At 44.9% G+C, this 26,152-nt stretch carries 24 protein-coding genes; 15 read left to right on the top strand and 9 right to left on the bottom strand.

From position 1 onward, the window contains the following. Positions 1 to 13 precede the first annotated feature (13 nt). On the top strand, positions 14 to 865 hold the full coding sequence (gene dapF / locus R3D86_05390) for a diaminopimelate epimerase (GenBank protein ID MEZ5757637.1): 852 nt from the start codon (positions 14 to 16) through the stop codon (positions 863 to 865). Positions 866 to 878: 13 nt separating this feature from the next. After that, positions 879 to 1,973: a serine hydrolase domain-containing protein gene (locus tag R3D86_05385; protein MEZ5757636.1), complete on the top strand. Its 1,095-nt coding sequence runs from the start codon at positions 879 to 881 to the stop codon at positions 1,971 to 1,973. Here R3D86_05385 and pyrC read toward each other — a convergent pair. Genes pyrC through R3D86_05370 form a run of 3 tightly spaced genes read right to left on the bottom strand, consistent with a single transcriptional unit; the run spans position 1,970 to position 6,947 of the window. Next, positions 1,970 to 3,016, bottom strand: a complete 1,047-nt coding sequence (gene pyrC / locus R3D86_05380; GenBank protein ID MEZ5757635.1) for a dihydroorotase — start codon at positions 3,014 to 3,016, stop codon at positions 1,970 to 1,972. The genes R3D86_05385 and pyrC overlap by 4 nt on opposite strands. A 45-nt stretch (positions 3,017 to 3,061) precedes the next feature. Further along, complete coding sequence (locus R3D86_05375; protein ID MEZ5757634.1) at positions 3,062 to 4,210, bottom strand: serine hydrolase domain-containing protein; 1,149 nt, start codon at positions 4,208 to 4,210, stop codon at positions 3,062 to 3,064. A 13-nt stretch (positions 4,211 to 4,223) separates the two neighbouring features. Beyond that, on the bottom strand, positions 4,224 to 6,947 hold the full coding sequence (locus R3D86_05370; GenBank protein MEZ5757633.1) for a pitrilysin family protein: 2,724 nt from the start codon (positions 6,945 to 6,947) through the stop codon (positions 4,224 to 4,226). A 92-nt stretch (positions 6,948 to 7,039) separates the two neighbouring features. Here R3D86_05370 and arfB point away from each other — a divergent pair, with 92 nt between their 5' ends. Beyond that, complete coding sequence (arfB, locus tag R3D86_05365) at positions 7,040 to 7,459, top strand: alternative ribosome rescue aminoacyl-tRNA hydrolase ArfB (protein MEZ5757632.1); 420 nt, start codon at positions 7,040 to 7,042, stop codon at positions 7,457 to 7,459. 1 nt (position 7,460) lies between these two features. Here arfB and R3D86_05360 read toward each other — a convergent pair whose 3' ends face one another. Together R3D86_05360 and R3D86_05355 are read right to left on the bottom strand one after the other, a co-directional pair. Further along, entirely contained in the window at positions 7,461 to 8,105 is a 645-nt protein-coding gene (locus R3D86_05360; protein ID MEZ5757631.1) for a sugar transferase, read from the bottom strand. A gap of 202 nt (positions 8,106 to 8,307) precedes the next feature. Further along, a complete protein-coding gene (locus R3D86_05355) occupies positions 8,308 to 9,891 on the bottom strand; it encodes a lysine--tRNA ligase (protein ID MEZ5757630.1) in 1,584 nt (527 codons plus the stop codon). Between the two features lie 190 nt (positions 9,892 to 10,081). Here R3D86_05355 and R3D86_05350 point away from each other — a divergent pair, with 190 nt between their 5' ends. Genes R3D86_05350 through R3D86_05310 form a run of 9 tightly spaced genes read left to right on the top strand, consistent with a single transcriptional unit; the run spans position 10,082 to position 20,462 of the window. Then, positions 10,082 to 12,823 carry an ATP-dependent DNA helicase gene (locus R3D86_05350; GenBank protein ID MEZ5757629.1) on the top strand — a complete coding sequence of 914 codons (2,742 nt, stop codon included), beginning with the start codon at positions 10,082 to 10,084 and terminating at the stop codon, positions 12,821 to 12,823. A 60-nt stretch (positions 12,824 to 12,883) separates the two neighbouring features. Then, positions 12,884 to 13,987 (top strand): S-(hydroxymethyl)glutathione dehydrogenase/class III alcohol dehydrogenase, encoded by a 1,104-nt coding sequence (locus R3D86_05345; GenBank protein MEZ5757628.1) that lies wholly within the window; start codon positions 12,884 to 12,886, stop codon positions 13,985 to 13,987. Between the two features lie 2 nt (positions 13,988 to 13,989). Continuing rightward, entirely contained in the window at positions 13,990 to 14,829 is an 840-nt protein-coding gene (fghA, locus tag R3D86_05340; protein ID MEZ5757627.1) for an S-formylglutathione hydrolase, read from the top strand. A 9-nt stretch (positions 14,830 to 14,838) separates the two neighbouring features. Continuing rightward, positions 14,839 to 15,294, top strand: a complete 456-nt coding sequence (locus tag R3D86_05335) for an NAD(P)H-dependent oxidoreductase subunit E (GenBank protein MEZ5757626.1) — start codon at positions 14,839 to 14,841, stop codon at positions 15,292 to 15,294. Further along, positions 15,291 to 16,787 (top strand): NADH-ubiquinone oxidoreductase-F iron-sulfur binding region domain-containing protein, encoded by a 1,497-nt coding sequence (locus R3D86_05330; protein MEZ5757625.1) that lies wholly within the window; start codon positions 15,291 to 15,293, stop codon positions 16,785 to 16,787. The genes R3D86_05335 and R3D86_05330 overlap by 4 nt, the downstream gene beginning before the upstream one ends. A 1-nt stretch (position 16,788) precedes the next feature. After that, the gene (locus R3D86_05325; protein MEZ5757624.1) at positions 16,789 to 18,585 is read left to right on the top strand and encodes a molybdopterin-dependent oxidoreductase; all 1,797 of its coding nucleotides are present in this window, start codon (positions 16,789 to 16,791) and stop codon (positions 18,583 to 18,585) included. Further along, entirely contained in the window at positions 18,557 to 19,594 is a 1,038-nt protein-coding gene (locus tag R3D86_05320; protein MEZ5757623.1) for a molybdopterin dinucleotide binding domain-containing protein, read from the top strand. Before R3D86_05325 ends, R3D86_05320 begins: the two co-directional genes overlap by 29 nt. Before the next feature lie 5 nt (positions 19,595 to 19,599). After that, positions 19,600 to 19,746 (top strand): hypothetical protein, encoded by a 147-nt coding sequence (locus tag R3D86_05315; protein MEZ5757622.1) that lies wholly within the window; start codon positions 19,600 to 19,602, stop codon positions 19,744 to 19,746. Further along, on the top strand, positions 19,743 to 20,462 hold the full coding sequence (locus tag R3D86_05310) for an EamA family transporter (protein ID MEZ5757621.1): 720 nt from the start codon (positions 19,743 to 19,745) through the stop codon (positions 20,460 to 20,462). Before R3D86_05315 ends, R3D86_05310 begins: the two co-directional genes overlap by 4 nt. Here the strand turns inward: R3D86_05310 and ribA are convergent. Further along, positions 20,459 to 21,568 carry a GTP cyclohydrolase II gene (gene ribA / locus R3D86_05305; GenBank protein MEZ5757620.1) on the bottom strand — a complete coding sequence of 370 codons (1,110 nt, stop codon included), beginning with the start codon at positions 21,566 to 21,568 and terminating at the stop codon, positions 20,459 to 20,461. The two genes, R3D86_05310 and ribA, sit on opposite strands and share 4 nt — an antisense overlap. An 86-nt stretch (positions 21,569 to 21,654) precedes the next feature. On the opposite strand from ribA, the gene R3D86_05300 reads away from it, so the two are divergent. The 3 genes from R3D86_05300 to R3D86_05290 are packed head-to-tail and all read left to right on the top strand — an operon-like array spanning position 21,655 to position 23,693. Further along, a complete protein-coding gene (locus tag R3D86_05300; GenBank protein ID MEZ5757619.1) occupies positions 21,655 to 22,347 on the top strand; it encodes a response regulator transcription factor in 693 nt (230 codons plus the stop codon). A 33-nt stretch (positions 22,348 to 22,380) separates the two neighbouring features. After that, complete coding sequence (locus R3D86_05295; GenBank protein ID MEZ5757618.1) at positions 22,381 to 22,917, top strand: 6-carboxytetrahydropterin synthase; 537 nt, start codon at positions 22,381 to 22,383, stop codon at positions 22,915 to 22,917. An 8-nt stretch (positions 22,918 to 22,925) separates the two neighbouring features. Next, a complete protein-coding gene (locus R3D86_05290) occupies positions 22,926 to 23,693 on the top strand; it encodes an SDR family NAD(P)-dependent oxidoreductase (GenBank protein MEZ5757617.1) in 768 nt (255 codons plus the stop codon). Position 23,694: 1 nt separating this feature from the next. Here the strand turns inward: R3D86_05290 and xth are convergent, their stop codons facing one another. The 3 genes from xth to R3D86_05275 all read right to left on the bottom strand — a co-directional run bounded on the left by xth (position 23,695) and on the right by R3D86_05275 (position 26,090). Then, positions 23,695 to 24,492 (bottom strand): exodeoxyribonuclease III, encoded by a 798-nt coding sequence (xth, locus tag R3D86_05285; protein ID MEZ5757616.1) that lies wholly within the window; start codon positions 24,490 to 24,492, stop codon positions 23,695 to 23,697. Between the two features lie 14 nt (positions 24,493 to 24,506). Next, positions 24,507 to 25,118, bottom strand: a complete 612-nt coding sequence (locus R3D86_05280) for a hypothetical protein (protein MEZ5757615.1) — start codon at positions 25,116 to 25,118, stop codon at positions 24,507 to 24,509. A 273-nt stretch (positions 25,119 to 25,391) separates the two neighbouring features. After that, positions 25,392 to 26,090, bottom strand: a complete 699-nt coding sequence (locus R3D86_05275) for an outer membrane lipoprotein carrier protein LolA (protein MEZ5757614.1) — start codon at positions 26,088 to 26,090, stop codon at positions 25,392 to 25,394. Positions 26,091 to 26,152 lie beyond the last annotated feature (62 nt).

Below are 26,152 nucleotides of genomic sequence, written 5' to 3'. Positions count from 1 at the left end.
AAGAAAATAAAAAATGAAAGACTGGTTTAATATAGCGCCACAAGGCCGTCCATTTGTAAAAATGCAGGGCTTACAGAACCATTTTGTGATTGTAGATGGGCGTACGATACCTTTTAATCCGTCGAAGGAAGAAATCAGGCATATCTGTAATATAGGAACGGGTGTTGGTGCAGAGCAGCTCATGGTGATAGAGCCGGTGACAGAGCATGGAAAAGGGGCCTATGCCAGAGCGCGGATTTATAATCCGGATGGCACGGAGGCCGAAGCCTGTGGCAATGCCACACGGTGTGTAGCGCTCTTGTTATTTGAAGAATCTGGGCTTGATGAATTTGGACTTGAGGTAAATTTTGAGATACTTGCCTGTAAACGGGATGGTGAAAATATAAGCGTTGAAATGGGAAAAATTTCTTTTGACTGGGATAAAATACCACTTTCAAAACCATCTGATACATTACATATAGACCTAAAAAGCGGTGGTCTTCAGGATGGCGTTGCGGTTAACGTTGCTAACCCGCATCTGGTATTTTTTGTCGAGGATTTTGACGCCATCAATATTCCTAAGGCAGGGGCGGAAATTGCCGCCAGTTCTTTGCTATCTGAATCTGCAAATATTGGGGTTGCTGAAATAATTGATGATACACATATTAAGTTTCAGGTCTGGGAAAGACCGGGAATGTTGACGATGGCCTGTGGCAGTGGTTCATGTGCTGCGGTGGCGGCCGCCCGTGCCCGTGGTCTAATTCGTTCCGATTATGCATATGTCAATATGCCGGGTGGAACACTTAAGATTACCTATAAGGATGAGGTTTCGCCAATAATGTCGGGGCCGGCAGAATTTTGTTACAGTGGTTATTTACCGGAATAAAGGGGAATTGATTATGAAAAAAATGATAGTATTAGCAGTGATGGGATTGCTTATGTCTTGTAGTTCTGAGAACTCAATGGATGGCGATGAGAATGCCCTTGATCAGAAATTCAAGGGAGTTGACAAAATTTTTGCTGATTATCAGGGATCGGACGTTCCAGGGGCTGCCGTGATGATTATTCAGGATGGCAAAGTGATTTTTCAGAAGGGCTATGGCATGGCCAATCTGGAAGAAAATATTCCGGTAACGCCGAAGTCCGACTTTCGCCTGGCGTCTGTGACCAAGGAATTTACGTCCATGAGCATTTTGCAGCTTATTGAGCGTGGACAGCTTACCCTTGAGACAACATTGACGGATATTTTTCCGGAGTTTCCGGATTATGGTAAAACCATCACGATTAAAAATATTCTTAATCATACTTCCGGCCTTCAGGATTATGAGGAACTGATACCAGAAGGCATGACACGCCAGTTAAAAGATAAGGACGTCCTTGATATAATGGAAGGTGTTGATAGTGCCTATTTTGCCGTTGGCGAGAAGCATCAGTATAGTAACACAGGCTATGCGATTTTGACCCAAATTCTTGAGAAAATAACTGGTGAGCCATTTCGTGATTATCTGAAGAAAAATATTTTCGATCCACTGCATATGGATAGCACCCTTGCCTATGAAAACGGCATAAATGAGGTTCCCAATCGGGCTTATGGTTATACCATTGAAGCGGACGGAAATATCATCAGGACGGACCAAAGCCCGACCAGCGCTGTGCTCGGGGATGGGGGAATTTATACTAATCTTGAAGATATGTATAAATGGGATCAGTCACTTTATACAAACCAGCTGCTTGGTCAGAAATATCTTGATATGGCCTTTACAAATTATAAAACCAACGACGGCGAATTTATGAATTACGGATTTGGCTGGCGACTGGAAACATATAAAGGTATGGATATTATTTATCACACCGGCAGCTCAATCGGCTTTAGAAATATCTTTTACCGTATTCCGTCAAAGAATTTCTCATTGCTGGTTCTGAGAAACCGCGATGATGGTGATGAATTCAGCAGTATGGCCTATGCACACGGGATTGTTGATTTATTCTTTTAGTCTAGTACCCATTCAAGGGTGCCGCCAGCGCGCAATGGGACACAACTTTCACTGCCAAATGGGATAGTCTCCGGTATCGGAGACTGTTTCCGTGAAAGGGTTATTTTATCACGGTTTCGTGGCAGACCATAAAAGTCGGGGCCGTGAAAACTTGCAAAAGCTTCCAGCTTATCAAGAGCACCGGCCTTATCAAAAATTTCGGCATAAAATTCTATGCCGCCGTGAGAAGAATAAATGCCAGCACAGCCACAGGCATTTTCCTTGGCTTTGCGGCTATGTGGGGCACTGTCCGTTCCGAGGAAGAATTTTTTGTTACCACTTGTTGCCGCCTCAACCAGGGCTTTTCTGTGATTTTCTCTTTTTAATACCGGTAGGCAATAATGGTGGGGGCGAATACCGCCGGTAAAAAGTGCATTCCTGTTCAGAAGCATATGATGCGCTGTTATGGTGGCGCCGACATTTGCAGGGGCGCTTTTAACAAACTCAACAGCATGTTCAGTGGTGATATGTTCAAAAACGACTTTCAAAGTGGGAAAATTTTTAATAATGCCACTGAGAAACTGATCAATGAATGTTTTTTCACGGTCAAATACATCCACTGTCGGGTCTGTCACTTCACCATGAACAAGAAGAGGCATGCCAATATCTGCCATGACCTCAAGCACATCATAACAGGCAACAATGTCGCTCACACCCTTATCGGAATTTGTCGTTGCTCCTGCCGGGTACCATTTGACGGCATGTATAAAACCGCTATCCCAGGCTTTCCTGATTTCCGTAGTTGATGTCCTGTTTGTCAGATAAAGGGTCATTAACGGTTCAAAAGTAAGTTTATATTCATTGGGAAGTGCGTTTATTATCCGCTCGCGGTATTGTTCTGCTTTCTCAGTATTTGTCACCGGATCAGCAAGGTTTGGCATTATAATGGCCCGCGAAAATCTTTTTGCTGTGTCTCCCAGAACAGAGCTTAGAATTTCGCCGTCACGAACATGTAAGTGCCAGTCATCCGGTCTGGTAAGGGTGATTTTTTTGCTTGCGGTCATTATTCTGGTCCTGACTGAATTAATTTTCGCGCCTGTTTAGCATATTTATTTTTCCGGCGCATATTTTTTAGCAATGGGAACCAGAATTTTATCCATATAGCTGTCCAGATAGTCTTTTACCGGACTTTTCCCTGAATTGACGGCCCCGAGATTAATCATGGAGACGATGATAATATCGCTATTCTCTATTTTTCGGATATCGGCTGTAAACCCTAGTATTTCGCTATGAATACCGGTATGGCCATTTATTTTTTCTGGTAGGATAGATTTCAGATCATTTTCATTAATGATTTTTCCATTCCAAAGTGCTGTCGCGAAAACGGCTAGTTCACGGGGGGTGGTTACAATACCTCCCGCAAGTCCTTCAGCTGATAAACTTGTTCCCGATGTGTTTATAAACTGATTGGATTCAGTTTCGAAATCCGCGTTAATCCCGACTTTTGAAATAAACTGATTGGTACCAAGATGATAACTGCCCGCAAGTCCGCCATCGGGCAATGTTTCGTACGTATCATAATATGTGTGTGTGAGGTTTAAAGGGGTGAGGATCCGGTTTCTAACTTCCTGTTCAAGCGGCCCTCCGGTAATTTTTTCAATAATCAGTCCAAGTATCGTATAATTGCTTTTGGAATAGTGGCGGTTTTCACCTGGCCTATTGACGGCCTGGTGGAGATCCTTTGTTATATATTGTAATACTTCGTCCCGTCGCCATTGATAATGGGGATTAAGCTGAATACCGCGCCCCCTTCTGGCCCAGTCTTCATCGTCAGACCATGAATAAATTCCACTTGTATTATTCATAAGCTGGTAAAGTGTTGCTGTATCGGCATTTTCAATATTTGCAACCAAATCACCCAAAATGGATTTGGGCGTTGTATTCAGGTCAATGATTCCTTCATGAGCCATTTGCAAAAGAACAGTCCCGACAAATTGATTGCTGATATCACCAATTCCCAACAAGTGTGATTGGGATAGCGTTACACCGTCATTAATGTTGGAATAACCTGCGGCACCAGACCAGATAACACCATTGCTATTGGCGACAGCAACTGAAATTCCCGGAATTGCCTGTGCGACAATAGTATTTAATGCCTCATTCATTTCCCGGTCAATTTCCGGATGTTCCTGTGCGCAGACCATATTCATCGGAAAAAAGAAGCAGAGAATAAAAAACCGGGTAAAGGATTTGACCATTTTTAATTCCTAATTATCTAATTTTTTTGCCATTGGCATCCCAAACTTCCACGTCACCAATATTAAGATCACGAATATTTTGCTCAATTTTTGAAAGATCACCGACAACAACCCATGTCATGGCATCAGGTCTTAAATAGTCCTGCGCAATATTCTGTAAAAATTCCGGCGTCAAAGATTTATATTTGTCATATAAAGTCTCAGCATAATTATATGGACGATCATAAAGTTCATTTCTCATAATATAGCCGATAAGACTACGGTTCGTTGCAAACTGTCCAGGCAAAGGAAGGGTATTTCCTTTTACCATCAGGTTCAATTCTTCTTCAGTTGGTGGTTTTGTCGTTTGATAGTCTTTTATGTCTTTTATTATTTCTTTCATGGATTCAGCGGTTTTATCAGTTTGAACCGATGTGCTGACCCTGAAGGATCTTTGACGGATTGCCTGACTGATTGAGCTTCCTGCTCCATATGACCATCCTTTATCTTCACGAAGGTTCATATTTATACGAGACGTAAACTCGCCTCCCAAAATATCATTCATTGCATTTACATTAAAGGCATTTTCATCTTTTGAAGATGAGACGAGATGAGCAGCAAGAATTCTCGACTGGCCTGCTCCGGGCTGATCAACCAGAATGATGCGGGAATTTTTTGCATATTCCGCATCCGTAATATTTTTCTCACCCTTAGGGCGTTCAGGATTTTTCCAGTCGCCAATTGCCGCGTTCAGGAGTGCAGTAATTTCATCAATGGTTGTATCACCAACAACATATATTTTTGCATTATCCGGCCTTATCCACATTTCGTGGAAATCCAGTAAATCCTGACGATTGATGCTTTTAACCATTTCTTCCCGTTCGGCAAAGGTCCGTCCGCTATAAACATGATCCGGCCCATAAAGAATTTTTGTCAGCAGGCTTCCTGCAATACTGTCCGGATCCATTTTGGCTTCTTCAAGCTGGGCAAGTGTTAAGGATCGGTCGCGTTCAATATCGACAGGTCGGAAAGCCGGGTTTCTGATTACATCTGCCCAAAGATCAATGGAGTCTGATAAATTCTTCTTAAGCGCTGAAAGGCTTATATTTGAACTGTCCAGTCCGTTTGAAAATCCAATCCTTGCACCAAGCATGGTTTTGCGGTCATCAAATTCCAGTGAGGGAAGCGATTTAGTGCCTTCGTTCATATTGCCAAATGTGAAGGACGCCGTTCCAAATTTTACGGCATGATCGGTGACCCGTCCTGCATCGAATTCCATGGCAAGGTTAACGGTTGGTACGCTATGACGTTCAGCAAGAGTTACTTCAATGCCATTGACCAGCTTTGCGTGTTGAAGCGGTGGCAGCTTTATATCTGCCTCAACCGTAAAATCAGGCATTTTACTTCTGTCTACATCGCTTTTTTCTACTTTGTATCGGCCAAACGGTACGAGGTCGATTTTGTAAAAGCCTTTAGTAAGCCATTTATTGGTGACTGCCAAAATATCTTTTTTTGTGGTGGCATTCTGCCAACGCTGTTTTGTATGAATAAAGCCGGGATCATTGGCATAAACGGCACCACTTGCCAGCGCCGTTCCCACACTGGAGATACTTTCCATGGCGCGGATCATGTCATTTTCAATTGTTGCCTTTACCCGCTTTAATTCCTTTTCCGATGGTCCTTTTGTTAGGAACTCGGCAAGCATATTCTCTATTATTTCGGTCATTTTTTCTGCGTCATCACTGAATTTCAATTCAGCGGTGATTATAAATATTCCGGATAATTCCCCTGGTATGAGAGAAGCTGATGCGCTATTGACCAGCTCCTGTTCATGGACCAGATTCTTGTAAAGCCTAGAATTTCTTCCGCCACCAAATATTTCGGCAGCTACTTCAAGATCTGCAAATTCTTTTGTCGTCCGGCCCGGCACCGCCCATGACCAGGTTAGATAAGTATGGGGAACATTGTCTTCCATCACTTCATAGCGATTGGCCTCATGTATAGGAACCCAGGATGTCTTGCGGTCTAGCGGTCTACTGGCAGGAATATCGCCAAAATATTTTTCCATGAGCGGTTTTGATGTGTCAGCATCAATATCACCACTTAAAACAACTACGGCATTATTGGGGCCATAATATTCCTGAAACCAACCCTTTACATCATCAAGCGAAGCATTATCCAGATCATCCATGGAGCCAATAACCGAGTGATGGTATGGATGATCTTCAGGATAAACGCCTTCATAAATATGATAATAGAGCTTGCCACCGGGACGGTTTTCCCCCTGTCGTTTCTCATTTTTTACAACGTCCCGCTGCTCATCCAGCTTTTCCTGCGCAATGGCACCGACAAGATGTCCCATGCGGTCAGATTCCATCCATAATATTCTGTCCAACCCACCCACTGGAACGGTTTGGTAATAATTAGTGCGATCCTGAGCGGTCGTTCCATTTATGCCGGTCGCGCCAATTTCCTGAAGTGGTTTAAAATAATCATCATCATAATTTTCACTACCGTTAAACATAAGATGTTCAAACAGATGAGCAAATCCGGTTTTTCCAGCCGGTTCATCTTTTGAGCCCACATGATACCAGACATTGATAGAAACAATTGGTGCTTTTCTGTCGGTATGGACGACAACTCTTAATCCATTACCGAGTGTATATTGCTCAAAATTAATTGTTGGCGTATCATCGGCCAGTGCCGATGAAACCAGAAATACCCAGAAAATAATGAGTGATGCAAATTTTAACTTCATTCTTAACTCCGTGCAGAAATAGTATGAGCATCATAATCATATAACGTTGTATATACGAATAAAAAATATGTGAAATAAAAGAGAATAGATGAATGCTGACTATTTCAAACACAATTAAAATTGATGAAAATGAAATTGAGGTCCGCTTCATTCGCTCCCCGGGGCCCGGCGGACAACATGTAAACAAAGTTGAAAGCGCTGTCCAAATTCGTTTTAATGCAAAGGAAAATAAGGCAATAAACGATGCGATGTATAAACGGCTAAAAATAATCTCTGGACAGAGAATGACGTCAGACGGGATTATTGTTTTAACGGCAAATAACACCCGGTCCCAGATTAGAAACCGTGACGACGCCATTCAGCGGCTGGCAGGGTTGCTGAAAGAGGCTAGCATATTGCCGAAAACGAGAAAGAAAACCAATCCAACACTTGCCTCTAAAACCCGCAGACTCGAAAGCAAGAAGAAGAAAGGTACATTAAAAAAGCTGAGAGGCGAGAAAATAGTCGATTAAACTATTCTGATAAAGATTCCCGTTTCACGGGGTCATTGCCTTTCCATTTTGGCATTGTGACATGATTTTCAGCAGTTATTCCTGCTCTCAACAACACGAGAGGAATGGTTGAAAAAAGGATTTTCAAATCAAGCAGGAGGCTGCAATGGTCCACATACCAGACATCCAGGATAAATTTCTGGTTCCAGTTAATGGAATTTCGACCGGTGATCTGTGCCCAGCCACTTATTCCAGGGCGGACTTCATGACGGCGCATTTGTTCAGCCGTATATCTTGAAGCATATTCGGCTATAAACGGGCGTGGCCCGATAAGGCTCATATCGCCTACAACAACATTCCAAAGCTGAGGCAGTTCATCAATACTCCAGTCACGCAGGAATTTACCAAATCGGGTAAGTCTATATTCGTCAGATCGAAGTTCACCTTTTTCATCGCGGCAGTTTGTCATGCTGCGAAACTTCCAGATACTGAAAACTTCACCATTATATCCCAATCTGTCCTGACGGAAGAAAATCGGGCTACCCATTTTACATTTTATAAGAAGCATTACGAAGAGGAGGAAAGGGCTCAGGGCTATTAATATTATTAGAGCAGCAAAAAAGTCAAATACCCGTTTCCACAGATTTTTATAATTTATTTTATACATTTTTTCCTCAAAGATATTCTTTGACTTATTATTTTCTAATTTCCAAACACACAATGAAACTAAAATACTGAACCTGTATAGAGCGCTAATTTACATACTATAAATTAATGTAACATTAATGAGACCGTTCATTTTCGATAATATTAGCCATTTATTTCAGTTATTTGGCAAAAAAACCTCAGAATTTTGTTAATATTTAAGTTTAAGTCTCTTTAATTGCATGATTAATTAAATCGATAAATTTCTCTTTTCCATATAGGGCGATGAAAGATCCCATTCTTGGGCCTTCCTTCTGACCGAGTAATATTTCATATAGAGCCCCAAACCATTCACGTAAATTTTCGTAATTATATTCTTTACCAACCGAGAAAACGACAGTTTGTAAATCGTTGGCTTCTGCATCATCCGGAGTTTGCTCAATATGCTCCTTCAAAGAATTAAGAGCCTTAATCTCAATGTCGGTAGGGGTACGGTATTTTTTATTGGGTTTTACAAAATTTTCATAATAAACGAGCGCATATCCGACCAGCTGATCCAATAATGGATGATCCTGTGGTCGGGCATCTTTAATATAATTACTGATAAATCCCCATAAAGTTTCTTTGTCTGCTGCGTTACTGGCACTGACAAGGTTTAAAAGTAATGCAAAACTGACCGGAACATCTTCTTTTGGCGGGTTTTCGCCATGAATATGCCAGATGGGACTTGCGTATTTCTGTTTTCCTTCGAGCGCTGGATAATTATTCAAATGACTGAGATATTCATCAACCGTTTTGGGTATAACATCAAAATATAATTTTTTGGCCTTTCTGGGGGACTGATACATATAAAGTGACAGACTCTCCTGGGTGCCATATGTAAGCCATTGTTCCATGGAAATGCCATTTCCTTTTGATTTTGAAATTTTTGATCCGTCTTCATCAAGAAACAGTTCATAACTCAAACCTTCCGGCGGCGTGCTACCAAGAATACGGGCTATGGCGGATGAAAGTTTCACACTTTCGCTCAAGTCCTTTCCTGCCATTTCATAATCGACGCCGAGGCCGACCCAACGCATGGCCCAGTCGGCTTTCCATTGCATTTTGCAATGGCCACCAGTAACAGGTACAGTGACAATTTCATCAGTTATTTCATCAATGTAACTGACAGTTCCAGCTTCCAGATCCCGTTTTACAATAGGAACCTGCAATACGACACCTGTTCTTGGGCAGATAGGCAGGAACGGACTATATGTTTTGCGGCGCTCTTCGCCAAGTGTTGGCAGAATTACGTTGATAATTTTATCATAAGCTTCAAGCATTTTTAATAGGGTCTGATCCATAGAGCCGCTTTTATAGGCCTCAGTCGCGCTGACAAATTCATAATCAAAGCCGAAACCGTTAAGAAAATTAACGAGCCGTGCATTATTATGATGGGCAAAGCTTTCATGTGTGCCGAACGGGTCCGGTACTTTGGTCAGGGGTAGGCCAAGATGTTCTTTTAACATTTCCTGATTGGGCAGGTTATCGGGAACCTTCCTGAACCCGTCCATGTCATCGGAAAAACAGATAATTTTGGTTTTCTGACCGGTTAGAAATTCAAATGCGTTTCTGACCATTGTTGTTCTGGCAACTTCGCCAAATGTGCCTATATGGGGAAGACCGGATGGACCATAGCCCGTTTCAAATAAAACATAGTCTTTTTTATTACCGGACTTCTCAAGGCGCTTGATCAGTTTTTCAGCTTCCTGAAACGGCCACGCATTGCTTTCATAAGCAAATTTAATACTCTCCGGTGATGCAGACATAATTCTTGCTTTCAGTTTAATTTAAAGTGTCTATCTTTAAAAATCCATGTGTTGCAAGGCTTCATAAGGCTAAATGGACTCGAGGTCAACCGCTCATTCAATTGAATATGAAGTTTATGACCTGTTTTTTCTTTTCGTCATAACGGGCACTGGCTATAGTCAGGTAAAATCGGATGACTGAAAAGGCTCTATGACAACCTCTCTACTACAATTCCCTGACCCTGATGAAACGCTTTCCAAGCTTCCGGCACTTGTTGTAGGGCCGCTCGGAGGCGTCATTATGACATCAGATGGTGAGGTTGAGGTTTATACCCTGTCGGAGCTACGCAAAATTGTGCGGGATCATGATTTTATTCTTTGTAATCTTCCGGTTGCAGCACGCCATCTGAAAGCAGATATTACTCGGTGCTTTGATATTTTAGAGCTTTTTGCATTTGTACGCCCAGCTGAATTTTGTCTGCCGTTGCCTATGGGGCTTTCCCTGGCTCTGGACATGCCCTCGATGGGTGATAGCCATGAAGATGAAGCGACCATATTGCTTAAAGCGGCGTCCCTTCTTTTTCAGGAATTAAAAAATCCTGATTATAAATATCCCGAAGGTGCTGCGACAATCGCTTACAATATGAGCGAGGCCGGCTGGCGCTGGGGACCATTAATCCTTGGTGCTTTAAACTATGCGCAGAGAAATGACCAATATCAGGTATGGAACCATCTTGGTGAATGGGAAGAAACGGCGCCGTTGCCACCGCCCGGACAGGATCATGTTGATCCGAAAGAAGCGGAAGAAAGGCTTATTTCGCTTCTTGGCGCTAATTCTGAAAGACGGCCTGGACAACTTGAATATGCTGCAAAAGCGGCCCAGATTTTTGATGTCCCTGATAAGGTGGGAGAGCCCAAAATTATCCTATCGGAAGCCGGTACCGGCATTGGTAAAACATTGGGATATATTGCGCCGTCCAGTGTCTGGGCCGAAAAAAATGGTGGCACCGTCTGGCTTTCCACCTATACAAAGAATCTGCAGCGACAGCTTGATCAGGAACTTGACCGTCTATATCCCAATCCTCGGGAAAAGAAACAGAAAGTTGTGATCAGAAAGGGCAGGGAAAATTATCTTTGCCTGCTCAATTTACAGGAAATATCAACGAATGCTTCGCAGGTGCAAGGAAAAATTCTGCTCGGGCTTGTTAACAGATGGGCCCGCTACAGCCGTGATGGTGACATGATCGGGGGTGATTTCCCGTCCTGGCTGGGGGAAAGTTTTGGGCCGGGCCGACTTTCCCAGCTAACCGATCGCCGCGGCGAATGCGTTTATTCAGCCTGCGCCCATTATAAAAAATGCTTTATAGAAAAAGCACAAAGAAAAGCAAAAACCGCCCGGCTGGTGATCGCGAACCACGCACTGGTCATGGTTCAAAGCGCGACAAGACAGGGGGAAGCGGACCTGCCAACAAGATATATTTTTGATGAGGGACATCATTTATTTGATGCATCGGATAATGTTTTTTCTGCCCATCTGACCGGGCAGGAAGGGCTGGAGCTCAGGCGCTGGATCAGAGGTGCGGAATTACAGAACCGCCGCGGCAAAGGACTTAAAGGGCGACTGGATGATTTAATTGCCGATGAGGAAGAAGCGGGCCAATTTCTGAACAAGGTATATTTGGCTGCGGCCTGTCTTCCGGCGGATGGATGGCAGAATAGAATTTCTGAAGGGGCGCCATTCGGACCAATGGAAAATTTCCTGGTACGTGTTAGAGAGCAGATTTATGCCAGAACAAGGGGTGGAGAGGCTTATCACTCTATAGAAACCTATACAACGAACCCATCCGAAGAACTGATTGAAGCGGCCAAAGAACTGAGTGTTGCTCTTGCGGATCTGAGCGCACCATTAAAGCGGCTCTCTGCACTTCTGCTGAAAAAACTGGATATGGAGGCGGATGAACTTGATACAGGCACCAGAAACAGACTTGAGTCCATTTCCCGCAGTATTACAAGGCGCTGTCAAATAATTTCAGATGGCTGGATTCCCATGCTTGAAGTTTTTAATTCTGGTGAAAAGCCAACATCTCATTTTATAGACTGGTTCGAACTGAGCCGAATTGGCGGTCGGGAAAATGATGTAGGGATGTACAGGCATTGGATTGACCCGAGCGAACCATTTGCCAATGTTGTACTAAAGCCGGCTCATGGAGCATTGATTACATCTGCGACGCTTCGTGACAGGCTTGTCGAAAGTCAAAATCCGGATATTGAATGGAACAGCGCTGAAATCCGAACGGGTGCGGCTCATTTTATTCAGCCACCGGCAAGATACAGTCTTAAATCACCCTTTGATTATGAAAACCAGGCCCGGGTCTTTATTGTTGATGATCTGAACATTCGCTCTCTCGATCAGCTGGCAGCGGCTTACCGTGAATTATTTCTGGCATCAAACGGTGGTGCACTTGGTCTTTTTACAGCGATTGGCAGGCTAAAAGAAGTTTATAACAGGCTCCTTGACCCGCTTGAGGATGCCCATTTGCCAATATTTGCCCAGCATGTTGACCCGATCAACGTGGCGACCCTGATTGACATTTTTAGAATGGTTGAACATAGCTGTCTTTTGGGTACGGATGCGGTCAGGGACGGTGTGGATGTGCCGGGAAATTCATTAAGGTTATGTGTGTTTGATAAAGTGCCATGGCCGCGCCCGACTATATTGCATAAAGCCAGGCGCGAGCATTTCGGCAAAAAAACCTATGATGACCTGATAACGAGGCTTCGCATGAAGCAGGCATTTGGCCGGCTGATCCGTAAAAAAACCGACAAAGGGGTTTTTGTGATGCTGGATGGGGCAACGCCAAGTCGGCTCTTGAGTTGTTTTCCGGAAAGTGTCAAAGTAGAGCGGATTGGTCTGGCGGAAACCATTCAGAAAACGAAAGAATTTCTGGCATAAAAAATTGACAATATGAAACGTACGGATAGTGTGGGATGATAATAAAACTGGAGAATAAATATGGAAACTAGAGCAGCAGTTGCATTTAAAGCGGGAGCGCCCTTAAGCATTGAAACGGTGAATTTAGAGGGGCCAAAGGCAGGTGAGGTTCTTGTTGAAATTAAAGCAACAGGAATTTGTCATACTGATGCCTTTACGCTGTCCGGGGATGATCCGGAAGGGGCCTTTCCGGCGATTCTGGGTCACGAAGGGGCCGGTGTCGTGCTTGAAGTTGGTGAAGGGGTAAAATCCGTTGCGGTTGGCGATCATGTGATCCCGCTTTATACGCCCGAATGTCGGGAATGCGATTATTGCCTTAATCCCAAAACCAATCTTTGCCAGAAAATTCGGTCTACCCAGGGTGCCGGGCTTATGCCGGACGGGACAAGCCGGTTTAGCATTGATGGTGAGCCGATACTTCATTATATGGGCTGCTCAACTTTTTCAAATCACACGGTCCTGCCTGAAATCGCTGTTGCCAAGGTGAGGAAGGACGCGGATTTTGAAAAAATATGCTATATCGGCTGCGGTGTGACCACGGGTGTTGGAGCGGTTGCCTTTGACGCCAAGGTTGAACCGGGGTCAAATGTTGTTGTCTTCGGCCTTGGCGGTATCGGGCTTAATGTCATTCAGGGCGCCCGCATGGTCGGTGCCAACAAAATCATCGGCATCGATATTAATCCGGCAAGAGTAGGTATTGCCAAGAAATTTGGTATGACTGACTTTTTAAACCCCAATGAATGCGATATTATGGAAGCCATTCTTGATCTGACCAATGGTGGGGCGGATTACAGTTTTGAATGTATCGGTAATGTCAACACGATGAGACAAGCCCTTGAATGTTGTCATAAAGGCTGGGGGGAAAGCATTATTATCGGTGTGGCGGGTGCCGGGCAGGAAATTTCAACACGGCCTTTCCAGCTAGTGACCGGGCGGGTCTGGCGTGGTTCAGCCTTTGGCGGCGCGCGAGGCCGAACCGATGTTCCCAAGATTGTTGACTGGTATATGGATGGCAAGATCAATATTGATGATCTGATCACCCACACTATGCCGCTTGAAGAAATAAATACGGCTTTTGATCTGATGCATGAAGGAAAATCAATCAGAAGTGTGGTGGTATATTAAATATGGACCTTAAATCGGAACATTGTTGTTTTGGCGGGAAAGTTGGCTATTACAGCCATAAGGCAATGACGGTTGGCTGCGACATGAATTTTTCAGTGTTTCTGCCACCTCAGGCCGCTGAGGGAAAATGCCCTGCGCTATTTTATCTGGCCGGGCTTACCTGTACGGAAGACAACTTTACCACCAAAGCCGGTGCCTACAAAATGGCAGCACAGTTGGGGTTAATCCTTATAGCACCGGATACATCACCGCGCGGTGATCATGTTCCCGATGAGGAAGGATGGGATTTCGGCAAAGGGGCGGGCTTTTATATTGATGCCACTCAGGAACCCTGGGGTGAGCATTTTAATATGTATAGTTATATTAGCGATGAATTATTTGGTCTGGTGTCGAAAGAGTTTCCGGTTGATCCTGAACGTATCGGTATTTTCGGGCATTCAATGGGCGGACATGGTGCACTGACAATTTACCTTAAAAACAGAGATAAATTTAAGTCGGTTTCTGCCTTTGCGCCTATTGTCAATCCGATGAACTGCCCATGGGGACATAAGGCATTCGGAAAATATCTTGGCGATGATCAGGAAAGTTGGGCCAACTATGATGCCTGCGCCTTGATAAAAAAGGGTCATGTCGCGGTGGAAAGTCCTGAAATTCTTATAGATCAGGGGCTTAATGACCCATTCCTGGAAAGCCAACTTATGCCGGAAAAGTTTGAGAGTGCTTGCAAAGAAATGAACCAGAAGCTGACATTGCGACGTCATGAAGGTTATGATCATGGGTATTTCTTTATATCAACTTTTATGGATGATCATTTAAAGCATCATGCCGCAATATTAGGATAGGAAAGCCTGATGGCTGACTTGGATGAAGCAAAAGAAATTATTGGCCGTTATATAAACATTCAGGGCGGATTACTGGAATGCCTGCATGCTTTGCAGCATGTATTTGGCTATGTACCGAAGGAAACAGTCGATTTAATGGCGGAAGGATTTAATATTTCCCGCGCCGAAGTTCATGGCGTTATCAGCTATTATCATGATTTTAAAACTGCTCCCGGCGGGCGAACGAAGGTGCGCATTTGTCAGGCAGAGGCCTGTCAGGCAATGGGAAGCCGTCAGCTGACGGAACAGGTTAAATCATTATTGGGGCTTGAGCTGGGCGAAAATAATGATGAGTACAGCTTTGAAGCGGTTTATTGTTTTGGCAACTGTGCCTTATCCCCCAATATAGAAATAAATGGAAAATTATTGCCCCGAGCCAACAAAGACAACTTTGAAAAGTTGTTAAAATCGGAAGGTGGACAATGATAAACATATATGTTCCGCGTGATACGGCATCCCTTTCTATGGGGGCAGATGATGTTGCAAAAGCCATTGCTGCCCTGCCGGCAGAGGTCAATGTGATCAGAAACGGCACTTGGGGCATGACTTATCTTGAGCCGTTGGTCGAGGTGGAAACGGATAAAGGGCGGGTGGCCTATGGCCCGGTGACGGTATCTGACGTTGAAAATCTGTATCAAGCCGGGTTTCTTGAGGGTGCCGACCATGCGCTATGCCATGGGCTGACAAAAGATATCGAATATTTAAAAAATCAGGAGCGGCTTACCTTTGTCCGCTGCGGACTTATAGACCCGCTTTCAATAGACGACTATATTAAAAATGGCGGATTTGAAGGACTTTCAAGGGCATTAAAGTTGTCCGGAAAAGAAATTATCGATGACGTCATGACGTCAGGTCTGCGTGGACGGGGTGGTGCCGCCTTTCCAACAGGTATTAAATGGAACACAGTTTTTGAGACAGAAGCGGACCAGAAATATATCTGCTGCAACGCCGATGAAGGTGACAGCGGTACATTTTCCGACCGGATTTTGATGGAAAGTGATCCATTTTGCCTGATGGAAGGCATGATCATTGCCGGGGTAGCTGTCGGGGCGACCAAAGGATATATTTATTTAAGAAGTGAATATCCGCTCTGTAAAGAAATACTGAATGAAGCAATCAGGATTCTAAACGAGCACAAATATTTAGGCGATGATATTAGAGGCAGTGGTAATGCTTTTGATATTGAAGTGCGCATTGGTGCGGGATCATACGTTTGCGGCGAAGAAACGGCGATGCTCGAAAGTCTTGAGGGAAAACGCGGTATGGTACGGGCCAAACCCCCCTTGCCGGCTCACGAAGGATTATTCGGCAAACCGACCGTGATCAATAATGTCATTTCACTGGCCAGCGTGGCGATTATTCTGGCCCGTGGCGGCGAATATTACAAAGATTTCGGAATTGGACGTTCCCGTGGTACAATAGCGTTTCAACTTGCGGGCAATATCAGGCGAGGAGGTCTTGTGGAAAAAGCATTTGGCATAACCCTTGGTGATATGATTGATAAGTTCGGCGGTGGAACCTATAGCGGGAAACCGGTTAAGGCGGTTCAGGTTGGCGGTCCGCTTGGGGCGTATCTGGCGCCAGACAACTTTAATTTGCCCCTTGATTATGAGGCATTTTCTGATGCGGGCGCTGTGCTTGGACATGGCGGAATAGTTGTCTTTGATGAAACGGCGGACATGAAAGCCCAGGCAAAATTCGCCTTTGAATTCTGTACGATTGAAAGTTGCGGCAAATGCACACCCTGCAGGATTGGCTCTACCCGAGGGGCGGAACAGATTGAAGCGGGTAATTATCAATTGGTTGAAGAGCTTTGCGAATTAATGGACACTTCATCTTTATGTGCTATGGGGGGAATGACACCCATTCCAGTTAAGTCAGCAATGAAATACTGGCCGGAGGATTTTAAGGATAAATGATATGACCCTGATTATTGAAAAAGATTACGGGACACCGAAAAAGATTTCTGAAAAATCTGTTGAATTATCCATTGACGGCAAAAAAATAACCGTGCCAGTGGGCACATCCGTCATGCGGGCGGCCCGTGAAATTGACTGTGAAATTCCCAGTCTGTGTGCCAGTGACTGCATGAAAGAATATGGCTCCTGCCGTTTGTGCCTTGTGGAAATTAAAGGTATGCGCGGCACACCGGCCTCCTGCACCACGCCGGTTGCGCAGGATATGTCGGTTAAGACAACTTCGGACAGGCTGACAAAAATCCGCAGGGGCATTATGGAGCTTTATTTATCCGACCATCCTGATGAAGACAGTCCGATGCATGATATGGCCAGGCTCGTCGGGCTTAAGGAAAACCGCTATGGCAAATCTGGCCATAATCACCTGAAATCAATCATTGATGACAGCAATCCATATTTCAGTTTTGATCCGGCCAAGTGTATTTTATGCGCGCGCTGCGTTCGGGCCTGTGAGGAAGTGCAGGGAACATTTGCCCTTACCATTGATGGCCGGGGATTTGACAGTAAAATTTCAGCTGGAACCAATCAGTCCTTTCTCGCATCCGACTGTGTATCCTGCGGTGCCTGCGTGCAGGCATGCCCGACGGACAGCCTGTTTGAAAAACGGACGGCCGAAATTGGAAAACCGGACCAAAGTGTGATCACCACCTGTGCCTATTGCGGTGTTGGCTGCGGGTTTAAGGCAGAACTGAAAGATAACAAAGTTGTCCGGATGATGCCGTGGAAAGACGGTCAGGCCAATCACGGTCATTCATGCGTAAAAGGGCGCTTTTCCTGGGATTATGCTATTCATGAGGACCGGATTTTGAGCCCGATGATCCGTGAGAGCATTACAGACCCTTGGAAGAAAGTTGGCTGGGACGAAGCCATTGACTATGCCGCAACGCGGCTTATGGATATTCAAAAGCAACATGGCCGGAAATCAATTGGCGGCATTACATCATCGCGCTGCACCAATGAGGAAGTTTATGTCGTGCAAAAGCTGATCCGCGCGGCGTTCCAGAATAACAATGTGGATACCTGTGCGCGTGTTTGCCATTCTCCAACAGGATATGGTCTAAAGGTAACATTAGGCACGTCAGCGGGTACCCAAACCTTCGACAGTGTGATGGATGCCGATGTGATTATGGTGATCGGTGCAAATCCAACCGACGCCCATCCGGTTTTTGCCAGTCAGATGAAAAGACGACTTCGTCAGGGGGCGAAACTGATTGTCATTGACCCGCGTAAAACCGGTCTAGTCAAATCACCCCACGTAAAAGCGGATTATCACTTGCCGCTACTTCCCGGCACCAATGTTGCAATGATCAACGCACTCGCCCATGTGGTGATGACTGAAGGACTGATGGATCAGGATTATATTGATGCGCGCTGTGACAGGCAGGCCTTTGAAGATTGGCACAACTTTATCATTGATCAGGTCAACAGCCCGGAAGCCGTTGAAAAATATACAGGAGTTCCAGCAGAAGATATCCGCGCGGCGGCACGACTTTATGCCACGGGCGGCAGAGCGGCGATTTATTATGGGCTTGGTGTAACCGAACATTCGCAGGGGTCCACCATGGTGATCGGTATGGCCAATCTGGCAATGGCGACCGGAAATATTGGCGCCAGCGGCGTTGGCATTAATCCGTTGCGCGGCCAAAATAATGTACAGGGTTCCTGTGATATGGGCTCATTTCCACATGAGCTTCCCGGCTATCGCCCGGTGAGTGACGACGCTGTCCGGACAACTTTTTGAGAAAGACTGGGGCGTGGCGCTTGACCCGGTTCCCGGATACCGCATTCCTAATATGTTTGATGCGGCGGTAGAGGGTAAATATAAAGCCATGTATATTCAGGGCGAGGATGTTGCCCAGTCTGACCCTAATACCCACCATGTGGAAGCGGCGCTATCCGCTCTTGATTTGCTGATTGTTCAGGATTTATTCCTCAATGAAACAGCAAGGTTCGCCCATGTGTTCTTCCCCGGTACATCCTTCCTTGAAAAGGATGGAACCTTTATTAATGCGGAGCGTCGGATCAGCCGGGTCCGACCGGTCATGGCACCACTTAACGGTATGGATGAATGGGAAATTGCCTGCCGTCTTGGCCGGGCCATGGGGTATGATATGCATTATAATCAGTCCTCTGAAATTATGGATGAAATCGCGCGACTGACCCCGACTTTTACCAATGTCAGTTTTGACTATCTTGATGAAAAAGGATCGATCCAGTGGCCCTGCAATGAAAAGGCCCCTGAAGGGACACCAATCATGCACATAGGTGAATTTGTTCGCGGTAAAGGCAACTTTATCGTCACGGAATATGTGCCGACCACTGAGCGAACCAGCCGGCGGTTCCCGCTGATCCTGACCACAGGGCGGATTTTAAGCCAGTATAATGTGGGGGCACAAACCCGCAGAACCAAAAACAATATCTGGCATGATAAGGATACGCTTGATATCCACCCGCATGATGCGGAGCTTAGGGGAATTGTTGATGGGGATATGGTGATGATCGAAAGCCGCATGGGGAATACGGTGCTTGAAGCAAAGGTCACAGACCGAATGCAGCCGGGTGTGGTTTATACCACATTTCATATGCCGGAATCGGGCGCCAATATTGTCACCACGGACAATTCAGACTGGGCGACATCCTGCCCGGAATATAAGGTTACGGCAGTGCAAGTTCACAGAAGTAACCATAAATCGGACTGGCAGGAAGAGTTTGATGAATTCTCAGCCGCCACCCGTCATATTGCGGAATAGGCAACGTGGAATTTTACATTATTGAAGCCCTGCTCGGTGCCCTTATGTTCGGGATCGGCGGGCTTCTTTTTAAATGGAATGCCCATAATAATGGTGACGAAGTCTATTATTTGCCGGGCTTTATACGGTTGGGACACTTTGTTTCCTTATAGAAGGTTACGATGACTTCGGAGAGGCAAAGAACATTGCCTATCATATTATGGCCATGCTAGTCGGGCTTGGCTCCGCCGGGGGAAATTTTGCTTTTTCCCACGGCCTTCGCCGCGGACCTGCCGGGCTTTCTGCGGCATTTGCCAAAGCCAACATTGTTATCGTTATTCTGATTTCTGCTCTTTATTACGGGGAAGTTCTGGGTCCTCTTGAATTTTTCGGGATAAGTTCGTTTCTGGCGGCGATGGTGGTGGTTAATCTCAATTTAGGGAAAAACAGAAGACCGGCAAACCGGACATGGTTTTTGATCATGCTGGTTTGCATGGTCTTAATCGCCTTTCGAAATGGCGGTCTTAAGGTGGCCAATGAAATGGATCTGTCAAGTCCGGTTATTCTGGCCCTTGCTTATGGTTATTGTGTACTGTTCTTTATGATGGGGATAATTAGAAAGAATAAAAATCCTTGGTCGGGAAAGGTCTCTAAAGCAAAGGTAATGGCTGTTGGCGGGTTTACCGGTACAGTATCCTATGCAGGGCTCTATTTCTATGTAAAGGCACTTGAAAGCGGGCCGGGCAGCATTGTCGTCACCATTTTTTCTCTGGACATGTTCTTTTTGCTTCTGATGTCTTATCTGTTTTTTGGCGAACGGCTTAATTTCAATCAAAAGTTAGGCTTTTTACTATCCGCAGCAGGTTTTATCCTGATTGGTATAGGTTAAAGCAGGTGGCCGGATCGTTTCTTTTTTGTCTTAAGATAAAGATCATTATGGGTGTTTGACGGAAATTTGTGGGGTACCCGTTCCGTAACTTCAATACCGCAGGCTTCAAGTCCCGAAACTTTATCAGGATTATTGGTCAGCAGCCTTACTTTGCCATAGCCCATTTTTTTAAGCATTTCTGCGGCGGGCTCGAAAATTCGTTCGTCACTTAAAAATCCAAGCCGTTCATTGGCATCCACAGTATCAAATCCCTGATCCTGAAGGTGGTAGGCCCGCAGTTTATTAATCAGGCCAATACCGCGTCCCTCCTGCGCAAGATAAAGAAGGATGCCTCCACCCTCATCGCTCATATATTTTATGGCGCCGCGCATCTGTTCACCGCAGTCACATTTTAGGGAACCAAGCAGGTCTCCTGTAAAACATTCGGAATGAATTCGGGTAAGCACAGCCTGATCGCGTTTTGGGTCGCCAATGATAATAGCAAAATGTTCGGTGCCGCCGTCATCGGGCCTAAAAGCCACCATCGTAGCATTTTCAGCGCCGGCAAGGGGAACTTTTGCCGACGTAATGATATTCAGGGACAAGGCTTCACGGATGGTGTGATTGAGAATATCGCCTGCGTCCAGGCATAGAAGATTATTTTGCGCCGCCAGCGCGTGCCAATTTTCAATTGGTCCGCTAAAAACAGCAGCCGGCAGCAATTTTGCAATTTTACATAATTTAATTCCGGCATCATGAATTTTGACGGGTTTAGAATCGGATACCTGAAATGGTCCCTGCATAATATGCTGCAGATCATCCGCAGGATCAGCCATTGATGAAATAACACCGCTGTCCATATAATCCTTGATTTTCACAAGGGCCACATCACCGGACCGTGGGGAAATTTTAAGGATATTGGCCCGATTATAGGTTAGGCCGATAAGTGGCTTATCCTTTGACAGGGTCATAAATTTATCAAGCCTGTTATCAGTGATCAGTTCAGCGGAGGTTACCATATGGGCTAGCGACCCGTCCGTGATAATGACGCTTCCGCCCCGCCGCAGTTCTGATGCGGCACGCTCGACGGATATAAGTTTCTGATTGATCACGGAATTGTTATCCACTGTGCTTTCAATTGCCTTTATTTATTTTGATATTGGTTATACGACTTATATAATATTAAGTTAAGTGTTTTAACAGAGAAAGACGCATGAGCCATACCTATACCATTCTGCTTGTTGATGATGACGATGATCTTCGCGAAAATCTGGCAATGCAGTTGTCGTTTCACGAAGAATTTAAAACAGTTCAGTGCAATAACGGTAAATGCGGCCTTGATGCCGTTAAGGCCAAAGATTTTGACCTAATCATTCTTGATGTCGGCATGCCGGATATAGATGGCCGGGAAGTTTGCCGCATGATGCGAAAAAGCGGCGTCAGCACACCGATTATTATGCTTACAGCCAATGCATCGGAAGCTGATACCATACTTGGTCTTGATGCCGGTGCGAATGATTATGTGACAAAACCCTTTAAATTCGGGGTATTGCTTGCCCGTATCCGGGCACACTTGCGTCAGCATCTGATCAGTGAGGATGCAAGCTATCCTATCGGTCATTATATATTCAAGCCGGGGGAGAAAACGCTGACAGATAAGGATACGGAAGAAAAAATCAGACTAACGGAAAAGGAAACGGCTATCCTTAAATTCCTGAAACGGGCTGATGGGGCGACCATCTCGAGGGAAAAAATGCTGAATGAAGTTTGGGGGTATAATTCAAATGTTACCACCCATACATTAGAGACGCATATATACCGGCTTCGGCAAAAAATAGAAAAAAACCCGTCTGACGCCAGAATTATTATCACCGAAAATGGTGGCTATAGTATGGGAAATAGCTAGACTCTTTGCCTTTCCTTCTATATCAAGCGCATCATGATGTTTGAGATTTGTTTTACACGACGATATTGCATGAGCCACAGGCTGTTTAATCTGAAAAACAGCAAGTGTTTTGTGCCGCATGGCCATAACGAATATGTCAAAGTTTATCTGGTTGGCAATTCGGATATGCCGCTTGATGGCAATCATAATATGAATAACGGGTTTAGTACGTTAAAAAGCACCTGGCATAACTGGATCGATAATGCGGTTGATCATAGTATGCAGCTGAGCAATCATGATCCCCTGCTAGATTATTTTAAGGAAAAGGAACCTGAAAACCTGCCGCATCTTTTAATAACGCCTGGGGATCCGACGACGGAAATACTCGCGGCCTGTTTTTATGCTAAAATCAATGCCTTTCTTAAAAATGACGGTATTGACATGCGCTGTAATCGTGTGGAAATTGAAGAAACGCCTACCAACACAGTTATTTTTACCGGCGATCCGGATGAAGCCATATCAACGGAACATTACGGTGGTCCCGATATTCCATGGTGGAAGCGACCGGACATGACCATTAATGATCTATAGGAAACTATGTGACTGAAAGCGTACTGGTAACAGCGGCGAACAAACGGATCGGCAAATCAATTGCCGAATATTTAAGCCGTCTTGGCTATTATATTTTCATTCACCACCATAAAAGCATTGATGATGCGAAAGTCCTGCTTTCGGAACTTGAAGCGGGCGGTGAAATTGTGCAATGCGATCTTGGTGATTATGATGCTGTTGAATCTATGATGACCAACATTGTGGAATCGGGCAAATCGTTACGGCATATTGTCAATAATGCTTCACTTTTTAGTCGTGATGAAGCCACTGATTTTAACGAAAAAAGTTTCTCAGATCATATGAATATAAATTTGCGTGGCCCTATGCAGTTGGCCCGCGGGCTATATAATAGTCTTGCTGATAATGAGCGGGGAAGTGTCGTAAATATCCTGGATAGTAAGGTCTTTGCTTTAAATGCAGATTTCTTCAGTTACAGCTTAAGCAAATTCGGCCTTTATGGGGCGACCGAAATGATGGCGCAGGCTTTTAGCCCGAAAGTGCGTGTTAACGGCGTTGCACCAGGGTTAACCCTGATCAGTGAGACTCAAAGCAAAGAAAATTTTGAGCTTGCCAGTCATTTAAATTTTATAGGAGCGCCCATTAATGTTGATGATGTTGCGGCCTCAGTTTGCCATTTGATCAATACGCAGTCCATTAACGGTGCCGTTTTACCTGTTGACGGTGGTCAGAAAATGATGAATTTCACCAAAGATGTTGTTGATGTGGCAAGCGGTATATTGAAAAAGAACAAATAATTTAAAGCTCAATATCAACCATCACTGGGGCATGATCCGATGGCTTTTCCCAGCCACGAGCATCTTCAAGCACTTTCATGGATTTCATTTTTCCCTTTAAAGGCTGGCTGCACCAAATATGATCCAGTCTCCGCCCTTTGTCAGAGGTTCGCCAATCGCGGGCACGATAAGACCACCAGCTGTATAATCGTTCCGGGTCCGGAACGAAATGTCGCATAACGTCAAACCAGTTATGGGCTTCCTGTACCGCATTTAAGGCCTCACATTCAGCAGGGGTGTGGCTAACCACATTGATCAGTTGCTTATGGGACCAAACGTCACTTTCCAGCGGGGCGATATTCAAATCACCGACAAGAATATGATGGTCATCCTGTGGCAGAGTATGGGACCAGTCTGTCATTTCAGCAAGAAAGTCCAATTTATGAGCAAATTTATCATTCAGGGCTATGTCCGGCTCATCACCGCCTGCCGGTACATAAAAATTATGAAGCTTAATGCCATTGTCCAGAGCCGTTTCAACATGTCGCGCGTCCCCCTTACCGCACCAGTCTATTATATTGATGGATGCGATTGGTAATCGGCTTAAGGTGGCTACTCCGTGATAGCTTTTCTGTCCGGCCAGAGCATGGTGGATTAATCCGTATTTGTTGAAAACGTCCTTGGGGAACATCTGGTTTTGCACCTTTGTTTCCTGCAGGCAGAGGATATCCGGATTATATTCCGCCAGCAATCGATCAACAATATCAAGCCTTGCGCGTACGCTGTTAATATTCCACGTGATAAGACGGATTTTTGACATACTACTCCTCTTTTCTAAAATATATTAAAAGTATTCCCGGCAATACCCAGCGGCCAGTGGCCACTTTCATAAAGCCTGAATTTCAGTGCGAATGGGTGGGTTTCTTCTTCACCTGCAGCAATGACCAGTGCGGCGTGATAACAGCTTTGCACGGCCTGCCCCACGGCGGCGGCGATTTGTTCTTCATCGTCAACGCCCCAAAGAATTGAGGCGGTCTCAACGGCGTTATTGATAAATTCAGCGGCCTTGACCGTCACATTTGTCAGGGCGACTTCCAGAACGTCTTCCTCAATGAATTCCAGCGTGTCTGAAATTAAGGAAGCAGCCAGTTGCTCTTCTGCTTCCCACGCTGGGCTGTTCCAGTCATATGTTTCCAGACAGGAAATGGCTTCCTGCCAGTCCGGAACTTCTGCAGGATAGCTTTCCGGAAATCCGAGAGCTTCAAGATAGTCACGGGAAATTTTTAAGGTACGGTCAGTCAAGGGTTTCCCCAAATGATGAAACCAGGGTGTTTTCTGTACAAGGTCTGCAAAGCGGGCAACCTGCATAAGTGTCGGATATTCTTCATTTACGTCAATTTCATCAAAATCAGTGAAATTTTCGTCTTCGGGATCAATGTCTCTCATCTTATTTCCTCACACCCGCAAATTAGTCTGAACTGAACGTATCTACAAGAGGAATTAATAATAAAAAACCCGGCCAGATTGCTGGCCGGGTAAAAGTTCAGTTTGCTAGAACAAGAGGGAGGGGAAAAAGGAAAAACCTCTTGATCCAAAGATCAGGATGGAAAGTCTCAAAGGAAGGTTGGAGAACCACTTCATCCTGATCATATTATATAGATGGGATCAGGAAATTATTTTTCAAGGTGAGGTTATAATATTTTAGTGATTAAATAATATTTATCTTCTTGGACCGCGATTTCGTTGAGGTCTTGGATCATTAAAGGTAAATTCTTTTTCATCAACAGCAATATTATATTCAGGGTTAACGAGAGCCACACGTGTCGTATAGCCCTGAACATCAATCACTTCCCATGATTTCAACTCCATGGTCGATTCTTCAAAAATCAATGTGATAAATCCCTGATCCTTCTGATCCGGTTGAACAACCGACATCTTGATCAGGCCGGCGAAGCGGATAATTTCAGGAATTTCAATTTCTTTATCTTTTAGATTAATCTGGTCATTAACCAGAACGCTGAGAGGTGTTTTGTCAATTGGCCAGCGGCTGACCTGGTTGATTTCATAATCGATGAACGAAAGCATATCACCATTACTGACCACCAAAATCGGATTGTCGTTGCTATATTCAAATCGGATTTTGCCGGGACGTTCAATATAGATCGTCCCTTCATCGACATTGCCTTCCGGGCCTCTTTGCACGAAAGTGGCTTTTAGGGAACGGATAGCATTCAGATTGTCCTGTACTTTTTGAATGATCTGATCCCGATCTTCACCTGTAATGACAGATGGGGGCACCCCAAAATCGACCATTTTGGCTTTTGCCGGGGCTGGGGCTTCATCGGATTGTTGCACGGCATAGGCCATCTGCCCAAAGAACGTGGATATCAATATTGCTTTTATAAGAAACTTCAACATTATTCGGCCAATTCGGTTACATTTACTGGTACAGTCTAGTTCTACATTAAGGTGGAATTTAG

The sequence above is a fragment of the Emcibacteraceae bacterium genome, assembly GCA_041396985.1.
Taxonomy (GTDB): Bacteria; Pseudomonadota; Alphaproteobacteria; order Sphingomonadales; family Emcibacteraceae; genus Pseudemcibacter.
This window is presented reverse-complemented; position numbering and strand designations above follow the sequence as displayed.